The organism is Paenibacillus lautus, from assembly GCF_050482385.1.
Lineage (GTDB): Bacteria > Bacillota > Bacilli > Paenibacillales > Paenibacillaceae > Paenibacillus_AQ > Paenibacillus_AQ lautus_B.
Genome location: NZ_JBCNHV010000013.1, coordinates 141,551 through 155,710, shown reverse-complemented (window position 1 = coordinate 155,710; position 14,160 = coordinate 141,551). Strand labels below are relative to the sequence as shown.

At 48.6% G+C, this 14,160-nt stretch carries 12 protein-coding genes and 1 pseudogene; 4 read left to right on the top strand and 9 right to left on the bottom strand.

Annotation, left to right across the window (positions count from 1 at the left end; all coding sequences use genetic code 11):
- Positions 1–102 precede the first annotated feature (102 nt).
- The 6 genes from ABEW73_RS17310 to ABEW73_RS17285 all read right to left on the bottom strand — a co-directional run bounded on the left by ABEW73_RS17310 (position 103) and on the right by ABEW73_RS17285 (position 6,700).
- Positions 103–1,653, bottom strand: coding sequence for a BCCT family transporter (locus ABEW73_RS17310; protein WP_430166541.1), 1,551 nt, complete (start codon positions 1,651–1,653; stop codon positions 103–105).
- Between the two features lie 221 nt (positions 1,654–1,874).
- The gene (locus tag ABEW73_RS17305) at positions 1,875–2,852 is read right to left on the bottom strand and encodes a ring-cleaving dioxygenase (RefSeq protein WP_430166539.1); all 978 of its coding nucleotides are present in this window, start codon (positions 2,850–2,852) and stop codon (positions 1,875–1,877) included.
- Positions 2,853–3,081: 229 nt separating this feature from the next.
- The gene (gene def / locus ABEW73_RS17300) at positions 3,082–3,600 is read right to left on the bottom strand and encodes a peptide deformylase (protein ID WP_430166538.1); all 519 of its coding nucleotides are present in this window, start codon (positions 3,598–3,600) and stop codon (positions 3,082–3,084) included.
- 4 nt (positions 3,601–3,604) lie between these two features.
- The gene (locus ABEW73_RS17295) at positions 3,605–3,847 is read right to left on the bottom strand and encodes a helix-turn-helix domain-containing protein (RefSeq protein WP_430166536.1); all 243 of its coding nucleotides are present in this window, start codon (positions 3,845–3,847) and stop codon (positions 3,605–3,607) included.
- A 119-nt stretch (positions 3,848–3,966) separates the two neighbouring features.
- Positions 3,967–4,920: a DMT family transporter gene (locus ABEW73_RS17290; RefSeq protein WP_430166534.1), complete on the bottom strand. Its 954-nt coding sequence runs from the start codon at positions 4,918–4,920 to the stop codon at positions 3,967–3,969.
- Between the two features lie 268 nt (positions 4,921–5,188).
- On the bottom strand, positions 5,189–6,700 hold the full coding sequence (locus ABEW73_RS17285) for a copper amine oxidase N-terminal domain-containing protein (protein ID WP_430166533.1): 1,512 nt from the start codon (positions 6,698–6,700) through the stop codon (positions 5,189–5,191).
- A gap of 257 nt (positions 6,701–6,957) precedes the next feature.
- Here ABEW73_RS17285 and ABEW73_RS17280 point away from each other — a divergent pair, with 257 nt between their 5' ends.
- The 4 genes from ABEW73_RS17280 to ABEW73_RS17265 all read left to right on the top strand — a co-directional run bounded on the left by ABEW73_RS17280 (position 6,958) and on the right by ABEW73_RS17265 (position 11,448).
- The gene (locus ABEW73_RS17280; protein ID WP_430166531.1) at positions 6,958–7,647 is read left to right on the top strand and encodes a response regulator; all 690 of its coding nucleotides are present in this window, start codon (positions 6,958–6,960) and stop codon (positions 7,645–7,647) included.
- On the top strand, positions 7,644–8,648 hold the full coding sequence (locus tag ABEW73_RS17275; RefSeq protein ID WP_430166529.1) for a sensor histidine kinase: 1,005 nt from the start codon (positions 7,644–7,646) through the stop codon (positions 8,646–8,648). Before ABEW73_RS17280 ends, ABEW73_RS17275 begins: the two co-directional genes overlap by 4 nt.
- Positions 8,649–8,747: 99 nt before the next feature.
- Positions 8,748–9,509: an ABC transporter ATP-binding protein gene (locus ABEW73_RS17270; protein WP_009591195.1), complete on the top strand. Its 762-nt coding sequence runs from the start codon at positions 8,748–8,750 to the stop codon at positions 9,507–9,509.
- On the top strand, positions 9,499–11,448 hold the full coding sequence (locus tag ABEW73_RS17265) for an FtsX-like permease family protein (RefSeq protein WP_430166527.1): 1,950 nt from the start codon (positions 9,499–9,501) through the stop codon (positions 11,446–11,448). The genes ABEW73_RS17270 and ABEW73_RS17265 overlap by 11 nt, the downstream gene beginning before the upstream one ends.
- A 142-nt stretch (positions 11,449–11,590) precedes the next feature.
- On the opposite strand, the gene ABEW73_RS17260 is transcribed toward ABEW73_RS17265, so the two are convergent.
- From ABEW73_RS17260 to ABEW73_RS17250, 3 genes and pseudogenes are all read right to left on the bottom strand, one after another.
- Positions 11,591–12,076 (bottom strand): DinB family protein, encoded by a 486-nt coding sequence (locus tag ABEW73_RS17260; protein ID WP_430166525.1) that lies wholly within the window; start codon positions 12,074–12,076, stop codon positions 11,591–11,593.
- 137 nt (positions 12,077–12,213) lie between these two features.
- A complete protein-coding gene (locus tag ABEW73_RS17255) occupies positions 12,214–12,615 on the bottom strand; it encodes a hypothetical protein (RefSeq protein ID WP_430166523.1) in 402 nt (133 codons plus the stop codon).
- Between the two features lie 163 nt (positions 12,616–12,778).
- Positions 12,779–14,151 (bottom strand): annotated as a pseudogene (locus ABEW73_RS17250) (UDP-N-acetylmuramoyl-tripeptide--D-alanyl-D-alanine ligase).
- Positions 14,152–14,160 lie beyond the last annotated feature (9 nt).

The window sequence follows — 14,160 nt, the reverse complement described above, 5'->3', positions numbered from 1 at the left end:
ATACATAAAATCCATAAACAAGGTAATATAAGGAAATAAAGAGGGCCCCGCATGGATGCCCTCTTTATCGCGCAGGTAATAAACTCCTCGCGCCATTTGCCTTCACTTCTTCCCCCGGTTGGCCGCCTCCTCCAGACGGCGGAACCGTTTCAGATCAGCCTTCCGAATGGGAATCGGCTCGCGGCGCAGCAGCTTCACCACGGCAATGATCAACAACAGCAGCAGCACCGTAAACGGCAATGCCGCTATCAATGAAGCTGTCTGCAAGGCTTCCAGCCCGCCTGCATACAGCAGCACACCTGCTATCGCTGCCATGAGCGTGCCCCATACGATTTTTGCAATGTGAGGAGGGTTCAGGCTGCCATAGGTAGTCATGCTGGATAAGATGTAGGTTGCTGAGTCCGCTGATGTCACCAGGAACGTCAGAATAAGTAAAATCGCCAGCACATTCATGACCATAGAGAGAGGCAATTGGTTAAAGAGCTGAAACAGGGCCGATGTCACATCCGCATTAACGGCTGCGGCAATCCCGGTGCTCTTGTGCAGATCAAACCAGATCGCCGTCCCGCCGAATACCGCGATCCACAGACAGGCAATGACCGGCGGTACGACCATCACGCCCACAATGAATTCACGAATCGTTCTTCCCTTGGACACCCTCGCCACGAAAGCTCCGACATACGGGGACCAAGCAATCGCCCAAGCCCAGTAAAAGATCGTCCATTCCCGTACCCACGTGCCCTCTGCGTAGGGTTGAAGCCGCAGGCTGTACGATACGAAATTCGTAATGTAATCGCCCAGCGCCAATGTAAAGGTCTCCAAGATGAACACGGTGGGACCACTAACAAACACAAACAATAAAAAAATGAGCGCCATAGCGAGGTTCAGGTTGCTTAGGTATTTAATCCCTTTATCCAGCCCCGTTGTCGACGAGATCATATAAGCGACAAAAATAAGCCCCAACATCATTAACTGCAACCCTACACCATTGTTCACTCCCATCATCGTGTTCAAACCACCACTCATCTGCAGAACGCCAAGTCCAATGGAAGTCGCGATGCCCATGACCGTTGCAATCACCGCGAGGATATCAATCGTATTCTTCACACCACGCTTTGAGCCGGTGACAGGCTCCAGCGCTGTAGAAACCAGCCCATCCTTCTGCTTACGGAACTGAAGAAAGGCAATGACAAGTCCGACAAGGGCAAACACGGACCACTGACTAATCCCCCAATGAAAAAAAGAATAACCCATAGCCACACGTGCCGCGTCCACACCTAGTGCTTCGACGCCTCCGAACGGTGTCTTAAAAAAATGGCTCATGGGTTCAGCCACGCCCCAAAACACCAGCCCTACACCAAATCCCGCAGAGAACAGCATTCCGATCCAGGTGAAGAACGGATACTCGGGCTTCTCCTTATCTCCTCCAAGACGAATCGTGCCGTATTTACTGGTTGCCACCCAGATCAGAAATATAATAATCACAAAGATCGAGAGCAGATAGAACCAGCCGAACGTATTCGTCGTGAATCTGTACAAATACCCTGCCACTTCCCCGAAAGCTCCGGGCATAGCAGCCCCGAGAATAGCAAGAATGGCAATGATGACGGCCGAAACCGTAAACACGATGTTCTTGAATAAACTCCCTTTCATATGCTCCACCTCAGGCTATTAAGTCATCCATTCCTATACAGTATTTGTATTTAAACCAGAATTGATGTACTTAATCGGTGAATGTGTGCATTAAAGGATAATTCTTCTGATCGATTTTGGTTCGAATGTTATGGAATGAAGGTAATCATGCTTTTCGCTGTACAAAAAAAGCAATCCGGCTATGTCCTAAACAGCCGGATTGCGTCTTAAAATTCGTTACATTATTCCTTCACGAATTCCTTCGTGCTGCGCACGGTGTCAATTGGACGAACCATACTCTCGATCTGTTCGCGCTTTGGCTCCAGAAACGGAGGCAGGGACAACTTCTCGCCCAGCGTTTCATATGGCTCATCCCCCATGAAACCCGGACCGTCGGTTGCGAACTCAAACAGAATTTGCGGTGCCACTCGTGCATACAGGGACTGGAAGAAATAGCGGTCTACAAAGCCCGACGTATGGAACTGGAAGTCGTCCAGACGCTTGATCCAATGTTCCAGCACCGAGCGGTCCTCTACCCGGAAGGCCGCGTGGTGTACGGTACCGAAGCCCTGCTGAGCTCTTGGAAGCACGGCGTTGTACTCGACAACCACCTGTGCGCCATTGCCACCTTCACCAACCTCAAACAGATGAAGCGAACCTTCCTTGCCGATTTCCTCGAATTCGAGCACTTTCTCCATCATTTCCTTGAAATGATCGAAGTTGGACACCCGTACAAACACCGGGCCGAGTCCTGTAATCGCATGCTCCAGCGGAATCGGTCCCTTCTGCCAAGGAGTTCCTGAAGCCACACCCTCGTTGTTCTCATCGGAGATGAGCTGATACTGCTGATCGTCAAAATCAACAAAGGCGAGAATCTTTTTGCCAAACAACTCTTGAATGCCTTGATGCTTCACATCCATCCGGTCAAATCGCTTAACCCAATATTCGAGCGCTGCATCGTTAGGAACACGGAACGAAGTTTTGTAAATCTCGTCTGTGCCATGTCTGCCCTGCGGAATCCCCGGAAAATCGAAGAAGGTCATATCTGTGCCGGCACTTCCCTTGTCATCCGCAAAGAACAGGTGGTATGTCTGAATATCGTCCTGATTAACTGTTTTCTTCACGAGCCGCATGCCGAGCACATAGGTGAAAAACTCGTAGTTCTTCTCGGCACTGCTCGTAATGGCTGTTACGTGGTGAATTCCTTTTAATCCGTTCATGATTAATTCCTCCGTCTCTTATATTTAGAAAGTGTTTGCCCAACCTTCTCAAATTATTATTTCGATTTAAAACATCTTTAATTTAAGATAATAATATCACGGGAATTCTGTTCCGTCAACCTTCTACATTCAAAATCTTATTTAAGCCATGAACGATATACAAAAAACGGCCGGACATAAGAAATCCGGCCGTTCTATTTCTTTTCTTATAAGAGACTCTCCATGCCCGTTATGCGCCTGTATTGGATAACCCAATGACAGGAAACAGCTCGATGCGTTGATGGGTCTCCTCATGATACAACCATCTATCCCGAACATGATCCACAAACAATATGCCGTTCAGGTGATCAATCTCGTGCTGCATACATCTGGCCAGATAATCTTCGCCTTCCAAAACCACCGTCTCGCCTTGACGATTCAATGTCTTGACCTTAACCTTATTGGCTCTCTTCACATATCCGTAATACCCCGGATAAGAGAGGCAAGCCTCAGGGCCCATCTGTTCCCCGTCCATCTCTACGATTTCTGGATTAATCAGCTCGATCAATCCTTCTCCGCAGTCCATGACAATAAGCCTTCGTAATATACCGATTTGTGGTGCGGCAAGACCAGCTCGCCCTTCACCGTCATACAGCGTCTCCGCCATATCATCCAAAATCTTCAATACTCTGGCATTTACGGAATCGACTGGCCGGGCGGTCTTTCGCAAGATCGAATCGCCGAATGGGACAATAGCTTTTACCGTCATTCACTTAAGCCCCCTTAGTTCTAGAAGGAGGCGTATGCATCCATAAGTCACCTGGAGTACACTCTAAGGTTGTGCAAAGGGCATCTAACGTCTCTGCCTTCATCTGCCTGGGCTGGTTCGTCAGCAATGCACTAATGGAAGCAGCTGATAAGCTGTAATTCGCCTTCTCTTTCATCAGCCGCGCCAAAGCCGCTCCCGACCATATCCCTCTCTCCGCCATTACATTACGTAGCATCCATTCGAGCAAAGGGTACCCCTCCCGTTCCATTCAAATATTAGCTCACACCTTATTTTATTAGGTAATGCCTAATATCTCAAGCCCATTTCTTCTGGGGTCTAACCGAAGGAGTTCTTTACTACACTTAATTAAGCAGGTTTGGATTCGTTCCGCCTGCGCGGTTTCCGCTTAGAACTCGCAGACCTCCCTGCAAGGCTGGTCCCGATCACGCCGATTATGACAAGCGCTGCCCCGATGACATGATAGTAAGCCAGCTGTTCATTCAAGAAGGCAACACCTCCAAAAATGGTGACCACGGTAGCCAGATTGTTAAAGATGCCCATCCGGGACGCCTCGATCTGGGACAAGGCAAAGTTGGACAGCAGCGATGTTCCCAGGGAGGACAAGACTCCGAGATACAGAACCGCCCACACGAAGGACGGATGCAGGAACGGGTCAAAATAATGGGCAAGCGTCCCTTGCGCTGCATGCTGAACGACCGACATCAGGTTAAACAGCACGAATCCAATCAGCGACATAATGAACGTTATATCAAGTACCGGCTGCTTCTGCGTCAGCTTACGGGCCATAACGCTGTAAATCGCGTTGGACAGCGCCGACAGCAGAATTAGCACAATCCCGAGCGTACTCGATGTCTCGAAGGAAACGCCCTTCAGCACGAATATAGAAATGATCCCTGTCACCGACAACACGGTAAACAGCTTCTGTGTCCAACTGGAGCGTTCCTTCAATAGCAGCGAAGCCAGGACCATCGTAAAGATCGGTACCGTTGCGTGGATGATCCCCGCCTCGGCCGAAGAGGTGTAGACCAAACCAAAGGTTTGCAGCGTAAAGAACAGGAACGGGTAGAATATCGCCAACGGCACGATGGTCAGCAGCCGTCTCAGATCCAACGGAACCTTTCTACGGGCGATGAGGAGTGCAAGCGATGCGGCAATGAACGAAATAGTGAACCGGTGGGCCAATGTGTCCAGCGGGTTAGAGACGATCAGCGCCAGCTTCACAAACATAAACGAAAAACCAATGATGAATGTATATCCCAACGCGGCGGCATAAGCACGGCTTGTATTCGGCGTATTCATAATAAGTATATCTCCTTCATCTTCTCTATTTGAGTCCAACCAGGAGGTTGGTGCATTTGCTACTTATCTTACGGTAGGAAGGACTTCCTGACGATTTGAAATAACGCCAATTGTACCGGTACAGTTGGCGCGATGAAGGAAGTAATGACAAAAGGGCTGTTTCCCATCATCCCAAGATGATAGGAAACAGCCCCGCTCTACTTTCAATCCTATATGTTTCATAACAGGGATAGGCCTAGGCCTGCTCCGTTATCAATAACAATACTCGTTAATCACGTTTAACCATAATCCAGCCGTCGCCCTCCAGATGAAGCGTTGCGCCGAGCGCTTCTGCCATAAACCGGAGTGGGACGTAGGTAGATCCGTTGCTATGAACGAATGGAGCTTCCTGCAGCGTCACGTTTTTACCGCCGACACTGGCTGTTTTGGAGCCTACGGTCAACACGATTTCTTCCCCTGTCAGATCATTGATGACTTTAATTTTCTTCGAGCCTTTGGTCCACTTCACTTCGGCATCCAACTGGTCTGTAAGGTAACGAAGCGGAACGAAGCTCTGATTGTTCTTCTTCATTACACCATATCCATAATCATCGATTACGGGACTAAGAAACATCGATTTGTGCGTGATCTTCAGATCATCCTTCAACACGTTATAGATAAGGGAATCCTTCTCAAAGTTCCGCAGCACTTGGCCTGGCGTCACCGTCCCGTTCAGGACGTCGAGCACGCCCTTGGACGTGTCTACCTGATTGGCTTTGACCGCGCCACCGATGTTCCATACTTCACTCTCAGAATAAACCTTAAAGGACTTCAGCGGCAGTTCCTCCGAAGCAGGAAGTGCGACGTTCAATTCCAGCGCACTCTTGCGTGTATTCAGCTGCTCATCGAAGAAATAGTCCAGCTTGAGTATTGTATCCTTGCCGAAGACCGTTTCGGATCCAGGAATCTCCTCTAATAATTGTTTCTTCTGTTCATCGTAATTCACCATCAGCTCGCTCAATCCGCCATGAACCATTTCGTAAAGCGAAGCGACGGCTTCTTCCTTAGACTCTTGCGGCAGGAGCTCCACATCTTCGCCGTAGGTCTCGCCGATGCTGGTCATCATCGGATAAATAGCATCGTAAGCATCGCCTATCAACTGCTTCAAACCGGCTTCGTCCTTAAGCAAACTCTCTGCGAAGGGTTTGAACATATTCAGAATTTCCTCACCCGTCAGCTCCATATGAAGATGCGTCAGGTTCAAGCTTTCCCCGTTCACCTTCTCCTGAGCGGACTTCACCGCAATTGTCGATGGATTCGGGAAATGCTTCAGCACAAGCCCTGCCGCCTTCTTCACGACATCTTGAATCGCCTGCTCATACTGACTGGTATCCGGTAATCCGGGAACGGTTGTATCCATCGATAGATAGAACGGCTGCTTGGCGCCTTCCAATTGAATCGCCATTCCTTTGGAATCCATCGATATATGAAGCGGAATCTTCTTGTCCGAATATTGGACACTGCCCTGAATGGATACCGTTTTGCTATCCTGCACGATGGCATGGTCCATATTCAAGGATAATGAATTAATGAGATCAATCGCTTGTTTATCTTCAGTCGATAGGGCCTTGTTTGATGGCACCACCTCGAATCGAATACTTGCCTTGGATTCGCTGGATTTAACATCGAGACTGGTAAGCAACGCCTTGTTGATATCCAGTCCCCCGACAGCCTGACATCCTGTCATAACGACCAGCACTGCTGCAACGAGTACAGTCAACCATTTGAACTTCTTATACATAACGATAGTTTTCCCCTCCCAAGTCATAGGCTCATTTCTATTATGGGGATGTGAGGAAATGTTTGTAAATAGGTATTTTAGCCTCGTCACATGCGCACACGCAGAATGACTGCCCACAGATGGCACATATCGACATTTTGCTATACACTGGGAATGAAATATGGATAGTAAAGTGCAAGTTCAACAGTCAACTTTTTTAGCACCGGGATGGTTTGCAAAGGGGCTTTTGAACAACCCTATAAAGCGTGGTGAATCTCTTGTTTAAAATTATGTTAATCGAAGACGACGTGACCCTATTCCATGAAGTGCAAGAGCGCCTTTCGCAATGGTCATATGACGTTTATGGCGTCCACGACTTCAGCGCCGTACTTCAGGAATTTACAGCGGTTCAACCCGACCTGGTCATTATCGACATTCAGCTGCCGAAGTTTGACGGGTTCCATTGGTGCCGAATGATTCGGTCCCACTCGAACGTGCCGATTATCTTCTTGTCTTCCCGCGATCATCCGACCGATATGGTGATGTCCATGCAGCTTGGAGCGGACGATTTCATTCAGAAGCCGTTCCACTTTGATGTCCTGGTTGCCAAAATCCAGGCCACTCTGCGCCGGGTATACAATTACAACACCGAACGGACCGAGCTGAGAACATGGCGCGGAGCCACCATCGAATTCGGTAAAAATACCATTAGCAGCCCCCAGGGCACCGCGGAACTGACAAAGAATGAAATGTTCATTCTGAAAATCCTCATGGAGCGGAAGAATCAGATCGTCAGCCGGGAGGATCTGATCAAGAGCTTATGGGACAACGAGCATTTTGTCAGCGATAATACCTTAACGGTCAACGTCAATCGGCTGCGCAAGAAGCTGGAGCCCCTAGGCCTTGACCCTTACATCGAAACCAAGGTGGGACAAGGTTATATCGCCACGGAAGAGGCCCATGCATGATGATGGCCTATATTCGGGAACGACTAAGCTGGATTCTATTCTTCCTGTTTCTGCAGCTGCTGTTTCTATTTATAGCCGCCGTGGACTCCCAGATCCCTTTCTTGCCCATCCTTTATATCGTGTTTCTGTCGACGCTGTTCTTCATGGTGTTTCTGTTTGTGAGGTACAATCGGGAAACCAAGTTCTACAAAAGCCTCCAGGCTTGGGATGACACCTACGATTTAGCCGCCATCGGCGAGCCGGAGCACCCCTTTGAAGCGATTGCCATGGACATCCTCTCCCTCCAGACCGAGCGCTTCAAGAAGGAATCCTCCATGCGTCTAATGGAGATACAAGGGGAGAGGGACGAGCTGTTATCCTGGATTCACGAGGTGAAAACGCCGCTCACCACCATGCAGCTGATGATCGAGCGCATGGAAGACGAGACGTTAAAAGCTCAGCTCCAGTATGAGTGGCTCCGCATCCACCTGCTGCTTGACCAGCAGCTGCACCAGAAGCGCATCCCCTTTATCCAGAATGATCTGCTGATCGAGGTATCCGCGCTTGAGCCGATCATCTTCCAGGAAATACGTGCGCTCAAGTCCTGGTGCATGCAGAAAGGCATCGGATTTGATGTTTCCCTTGAAGTAACGGAAGTGCTCAGTGATGCGAAATGGCTGGGCTTTATCATCCGCCAGCTACTGACCAACGCGGTCAAATACAGCAGCGCTTCGGACATCATCATCGAGAGCAATCTTATAGATGATCATGTCAGACTTACCATCCAGGATTCCGGACGCGGTATTGATCCGAAGGACATGCCCCGGATTTTCGACAAAGGCTTCACCTCAACCACCTCGCATCAGGACAGTGCGGCAACCGGCATGGGGCTCTATCTGACGCAAAAAGTAACCGATGCCCTGTTGATCCGCATTCAGGTGGAATCGAAGCCGGGCATCGGCACCACCTTTACCTTGATCTTTCCGAAACGGAATGATTTTGTGAGCATGACCGGCATGTGACAACAATGTCACATGCTTTTGCGCTTTGTTCGGTGAATCGAAGGAAAAGGCGCTGCAACTCCTTTATGATAGGGACAGATAACGAAGGAGTGAGTGAAATTGGCAATTCTTGAAGCAAACCAAATTCATAAAAGCTACGGTAACAAATTCAATAAACAGGAAGTGCTGAAGGGCATCGATATCCGCGTGGATAAAGGCGAGTTCGTCAGCATCATGGGCGCTTCAGGCTCAGGGAAAACCACCCTGCTGAACGTGCTGTCCTCGATCGATAAAGTAAGCCTCGGCAGTATCAAAATCGAGGGTAAAGAATTTACGGGCCTTAAGGAGAAGGAGCTGGCAGAGTTCCGGAAGCATCATCTGGGATTTATTTTTCAGGAGTACAATCTGCTGGATACATTGACCGTCAAAGAAAACGTGCTGCTGCCGCTCTCCATTAAGAAGGTATCCAAAAAGGAAGCCGATCAGAAGTTCCAAAGAATCGCGACCGAGCTTGGCATCTACGAACTCAAGGATAAATATCCGAACCAAATATCCGGAGGACAAAAGCAGCGGACCTCTGCCGCCCGGGCGTTCATCCACGATCCGAGCATTATTTTTGCCGATGAGCCGACAGGGGCGCTGGACTCGAAGTCCGCTTCCGATCTGTTGAACAAGCTAAGCGAATTAAATCAGAAGATCGACTCCACGATCATCATGGTTACCCATGATCCCGTGGCCGCCAGCTATTGCACCCGGGTCGTCTTCATTAAGGATGGACAGATCTATACCCAGCTGAACAAGGGTGAGCAGTCCCGTCAGGCCTTCTTCAATGACATCATCAAAACTCAGGGCGTGCTAGGCGGTGTTCAGAATGAACATTAATTATCTGATCTACCGGAATCTGAAGAAGAATATCAAGAATTATTATCTGTATGTATTTGCGCTCATCTTCAGCGTGGGTCTGTACTTCGCGTTTGTCACGCTGCAATATGATCCGGCCATGGATGAAGTGAAGGGTTCGGTGAAAGGGGCTGCCGGACTCGGTGCCGCCTCGGTGCTGCTCGTGGCAATCGTAGCCATCTTCCTGCTCTACGCCAACACGATTTTCATAAAACGGCGCAGCAAGGAAATCGGTCTGTTTCAGCTCATTGGATTAACCAAGGGCAAGATATTCCGGATCCTTAGCGCGGAGAACCTGATTCTGTATTTTGGCTCGATGGTTATCGGCATCTTTGCCGGATTCGCTGGTTCGCGCTTGATCTTGATGATTCTGTTTAAGGTCACCGGCGTTGATACCGAAGCGGCTCTAACCTTCTCCACCGAGGCAATGATCCAGACCGTGATTGTGTTTGCCGCCATCTATGTGCTGATCATGATCATGAATTATACGTTCATCAAGAGACAAAGCATTCTGTCCCTCTTCCACGCGGTATCAACAACCGAGAACCGGGTGAAGAAAATGTCCTTCGCCGAGATGTTGTTTGGCCTGCTTGGCATCGGACTCACTCTTCTTGGTTATTATGTGTCGACCAAGCTGTTCAGCGGAGATTTTACCACCATGAACGAGCTGTTCATGGCCATGATCCTGATCTTGGGATCGGTTATCATCGGGACCTATCTATTCTATAAAGGGTCGGTCAGCTTTCTGTTCAACGCCATCCGAAAGAGTAAGGGCGGTTATTTGTCCCTGAATGAGGTACTGTCCCTCTCCTCCATCATGTTCCGCATGAAATCGAATGCGCTGCTGCTGACCATCATTACGACCGTGTCCGCACTCGCCATCGGGCTATTGTCTCTCAGCTATATCTCATACTATTCTGCGGAGAAATCAGCCGAGCAGAGCGTGCCCAACCATTTTGCGGTTGCGGACCAGAAGGATTACTCCGCCTTTATCCAGGCACTTACGGATGAAGATATCGAATTTAAGCAGACCGAACGGGACGTAATTCAGGTAAATGCAGACTTAGCCGACATTATCGGGGCCAGCCTGGAGGTATCTGGGCAAGTGGATTCCAGTTCCATGATCATTCCGGTCATCAGTGATGCCAGCGTGGAGGGCATTGATGTTTCCCCCGAGGAGACGCTGTTCACGGGATACAGTGACGCGATCCAGCAATTTATGGCGATTCAGACCACAGGGGAAATTGAATTCAAAAGCCCTAAACAAAGTATTAAGCAGGAGCTAATCGGCTTGGACAAAGAAGCCTACGTATCCTATTATTTTGCAAGCGGCGGCCTGCCGACGGCGATTGTGGACCAAACCGTATTTGATAAGCTGGTTCAGGATCTGGATCCGAAGATCCAGAAGAAGGCCAATGTCTATCACGGCATCGATATTGTAGATCCGATCGCCATTGATCAAGCCAATCAAATCTTTAAGAGCCTCGGCATTAGCGAGCGAACAGGGAACCTCTCTCAAACGGAAATGGTCTTCAACCAGAAGAGCAACATGGGCTTAATCATGTTCATCGTGGGATTCCTGGGCCTTACCTTCTTGATTACTTCAGGATGCATCCTGTACTTTAAGCAGATGGATGAAGCTGAAGAGGAGAAACCGAATTATACCATTCTTCGGAAGCTGGGCTTTACTCAAGGAAACCTGCTGAAGGGGATTCAGATCAAGCAGCTGTTCAACTTCGGCATTCCGCTGATCGTCGGGTTGTCTCACAGTTACTTTGCCGTTAAATCCGGCTGGTTCTTCTTCGGAACCGAGCTGTGGCTGCCCATGGTCATGGTTATGCTGCTGTATACTGCGCTGTATTCCATATTCGGGTTGTTATCGGTTATGTTCTATAAACGGGTAATTAAAGAAGCGTTGTAATCGAGGTGCATGGTTGGGCCCAGGAATGATTCGGGTTCCATCCATGCATTTTTCTTTTTTAGTAGGGAGATCTCTGGAGACCTGGGAGAAGTAACTTCGAAACATTCCAATCGTGGTCACTTTTTGGCGTGAAAACTGCGGATTACCATTCCAGCGCTCTGCAGCTCTTCTGCAGCTTCCGAATATACACAATCTGGCCGATATGATAGGCATTGTGCATGGTGGCATTGCTTATGATCTCCCACCACTTGGCCGGCTCCGGAAATCCGTTCACTTCCTGCTCAAGCTTGGCCTCTGAGAGCAGTTCTTGCCACTGCAATAAGACCGCTATCAATCGGTCTCTCAACTCTGCAAAGGTCGCGTGATCCGGAATGATGAAACTTAAATGATTGTCTCCAATAGAGGACACGGCATCTATCCGCGATTCACGGTACCTGGACTGCCACGTTTCATTCCAATACAGCAGATGCTGTATGATCTCAACAATGCTGTGACTATCGTTGGCAGGTGTCCAGAACGCTTCATCCTCGGTCAAATGCTCCACAGATTGCTGGAACGGGATATGCCAGCTGGGATCATTCGCATTCGCCAACAGTTGATTCATTAGAACATCATTTGCATGCGCCATGGGTCATTCACTCCTTCATGTGCCCGGTAATGAGCAGCATCACAAATCATGACTAATTTTACTATAGGATGAAGTCCTGTGATTCGCAGAAAATGATTAAAATTATTCTTTCTCGGCCAGTCATGCCCGCATAGGATCTACCTTACATGGAACAAGTCCAAATAATACTGCGCCGTTGGCGTATCATTCTTGAAACGCAGCTCGATTTTCTCCCCGCTTTCCTTGCACAACCCCACCGTGATCTCAAAATAGCTTGCTCCATGCATTGCATCAACTGGACTTGCATGATGGTCTTCCTCCGTCATCGTTGTCCGCTCGTTGATCGATAGAATCCGTTCGCAGCCAAAAGAAGGATAAGTCTCATGATATATATCCTGAAGTGACGATCGGATAACCGGGTATAGCTGCTGCAGCATGGCCTTCTCGAGCTGCTGCTCTCTAGACTTGTCTTGTGGCCGTGCGTAGGCTGCGCTTCCTATCGGGCCGAAGATGAGGAGGCCGCTTAGAAGCAGCAGACAGAAGAAGAATCGTGACTTCATGCGAGTTCACCTTTTTCGTTTTCTACTTAGGATTTCCTTTCTCATCTTATTTAGTCGGCGGCCGTGAAGGTCTCCACAGAATGACCACAATAACATAGACAGCAAAGAAAGAACACCCAGTACCACGGTTGACAGGGCAATTGAGATATGGATATAGGTTGAGCTATAGTAATGCGTTGATTACAGTCTCCAACAGTAGACCTCTTGAACCTTTGAACAAGATTGCATCACCTGGCTTCAACTTCAGCTGCAATATGTGGAGCAGTTTTTCCTTATCAAAAATGCCTGCACGTGCCCTTCTGGGAACCTATGCTCTGCCTCAGCTGCAATGTGCTGACCAAGCGCTCCAATCGTATAAACATACTCTATTTTATCAGGGTTAATAATCTTTCCCACGGCCTTATGATAGTCCACTTCATACTCACCCAACTCCAACATATCGCCCAAGACAGCATACTTGTGTGTATAACCCGATAAGTTCTCGAACGTTTGAATGGCAGCATTCATGGAGACCGGACTCGCATTCCACGCATCATTAATGATGGTAACTCCATTAGGAGTCAGTATCTTCTCCATTCTCATGCCTGTTAGATGTAAGGCTCGGAAGCCATCGTTTATGGTACCGGGATCTAACCCTACATGTACTGCAGCAGCAATCGTGGCCAGTGCATTGGTAATGTTATGAACCCCGATGAGAGGAATGTAAAACTTGTAATCATGAACTGTAAAAAAAGTACCGTCAGAACTGCTGCCTTCAATAGAAGCTGCATAATAGTCATTCGTTTTGCCATCTCCAAAACTAACCATTGTTATCGACTTTAATGATGATAGTTCCTTTAATTCGGCAGTTAGAAGCGGTTCGTCTCCGTTATAAACGAGCGTCCCACCATCGGGTATACCGCTTATGATTTCGAGTTTGGCTTCTGCAATGGCCTCACGGGATCCCAAGCTCGACATATGAGACACACCAATCATCGTAATGATCGCGATGTCCGGCTTGGCTATATGAGATAAACGCTCGATCTGGCCGCGTTCACTCATACCCATCTCGATCACCGCAATTTCCATGCTCTCATCCATATCCAATATAGTCAAAGGGACACCAATCTGACTATTCAAATTCCCGAATGTCTTATGGACTTGATATGTGGTGCCCAGCACGGCATTTAACATGTCCTTGGTCGTTGTCTTCCCATTACTGCCTGTAACCCCGATGACTTTAACAGCGAGTTCGCTACGATAGGCAGATGCGAGATGTTGCAAAGCCAGCAGGCAATCATCTACATAGATGATGGGAACATCGCTAGGCGGATGGGGGTGATCCTTTTGCCAAAGCGCTGCAGACGCTCCCTTGGCAAAGGCCTCATCAACATAGTAGTGGCCATCTAGGTTACGAATGATCGGAATAAACAGATTCCCTGGTTGTATGGTTCTCGAATCAATAGACACGCCTTCCATCTCACGTTCCTCAAACCGAGCCTCCAGCCCGCTTCCTCCGGTCATTCGCTCGATATCTCTTAACAACCTACAAATCATCAACTCACC

Excerpts from the sequence above, each read along its gene's own strand:
- ABEW73_RS17310 (WP_430166541.1), bottom strand. The coding sequence starts at position 1,653 with ATGAAAGGGAGTTTATTCAAGAACATCGTGTTTACGGTTTCGGCCGTC.
- ABEW73_RS17305 (WP_430166539.1), bottom strand. The coding sequence starts at position 2,852 with ATGAACGGATTAAAAGGAATTCACCACGTAACAGCCATTACGAGCAGT.
- def (WP_430166538.1), bottom strand. The coding sequence starts at position 3,600 with ATGACGGTAAAAGCTATTGTCCCATTCGGCGATTCGATCTTGCGAAAG.
- ABEW73_RS17290 (WP_430166534.1), bottom strand. The coding sequence starts at position 4,920 with ATGAATACGCCGAATACAAGCCGTGCTTATGCCGCCGCGTTGGGATAT.
- ABEW73_RS17285 (WP_430166533.1), bottom strand. The coding sequence starts at position 6,700 with ATGTATAAGAAGTTCAAATGGTTGACTGTACTCGTTGCAGCAGTGCTG.
- ABEW73_RS17275 (WP_430166529.1), top strand. The coding sequence starts at position 7,644 with ATGATGATGGCCTATATTCGGGAACGACTAAGCTGGATTCTATTCTTC.
- ABEW73_RS17265 (WP_430166527.1), top strand. The coding sequence starts at position 9,499 with ATGAACATTAATTATCTGATCTACCGGAATCTGAAGAAGAATATCAAG.
- ABEW73_RS17260 (WP_430166525.1), bottom strand. The coding sequence starts at position 12,076 with ATGGCGCATGCAAATGATGTTCTAATGAATCAACTGTTGGCGAATGCG.
- ABEW73_RS17255 (WP_430166523.1), bottom strand. The coding sequence starts at position 12,615 with ATGAAGTCACGATTCTTCTTCTGTCTGCTGCTTCTAAGCGGCCTCCTC.